The sequence below is a fragment of the Caballeronia sp. LZ003 genome (genome assembly GCF_031451465.1).
In the GTDB taxonomy this organism is placed as follows: domain Bacteria; phylum Pseudomonadota; class Gammaproteobacteria; order Burkholderiales; family Burkholderiaceae; genus Caballeronia.
This window is the reverse complement of sequence record NZ_JARUXJ010000101.1, coordinates 1-762: the sequence shown is the minus strand read 5'-3', so window position 1 is coordinate 762 and position 762 is coordinate 1. Positions and strand designations below refer to the sequence as shown.

Here is a 762-nt window from a genome sequence, read left to right as displayed (position 1 = left end):
CCACTTCCCCAATGACGAGGCCGCCATCAAGCTGCTGTGGCTGGCATTGCGCAACGTGCTGGCAAAGTCAGTACGCGCGGCGTTCGACTGGTCGTCCGCGATGAACCAGTTTGCCATCCTGTTTGGAGAGCGTTTTACCAACGCACGCGGGTGACTCCGCTGACCGCCTCGCACACAAAAATGCGGACAGGTTCCGATATAGGGAACGACCTACAAACGACCCGCGCGTCTCTTGTCTTTCGCTCTCCGTCCTCCTTCTCTTACCTCGCCCTCCTGCGCGCCCCTCGGTCCTCCCCGCCTTCCTACCTCCCGAGTCCTCGTCAATGGCGAGACGAATGTAAGAAGGATTGTCGCTTGGGCGAACGGTCATCCAGGAACAGACGTGTTCTTCGTACCTAAGGTATCCAAAACGTACGCGTCTTGCGTCTGAAACTTCCGTCGAGAGCCTACGGGTGAGCGGGGCGGCCCTCGCATCGCCTGCGAGCGACCTTCGTTTCGCTGAGCAGGTGCCTGACCGCTTGGCTTGGGCAATGCTGAAATAGCTTGTCTCCACTCACATGGCCCACACCAATGGCACATATTACAGGCAAACGACCCAAGCTGGTCCTTTATCCGAGCAAGCCCGTGCCACCGACAGCAGGCACAGGAGAGGGCGACTTCGTTGTCTATGCGTCGTACAGAGGCACGGAGGCAAGCGGTTTTTACGGCAAGTTGAAGGTTGTGCGTACGACCGACGGTCGGCTGTTGTATCCCTTCGACGGG

1 protein-coding gene and 1 pseudogene are annotated in these 762 nt (G+C 58.8%); both read left to right on the top strand.

The features are described from left to right. Window positions 1–154: pseudogene (locus QCE79_RS33215) on the top strand (IS256 family transposase); the annotation flags it as partial. Between the two features lie 416 nt (window positions 155–570). Continuing rightward, a partial coding sequence (locus tag QCE79_RS33210) for a DUF6723 family protein (RefSeq protein WP_309851722.1) occupies window positions 571–762 on the top strand: 192 nt, incomplete at its 3' end.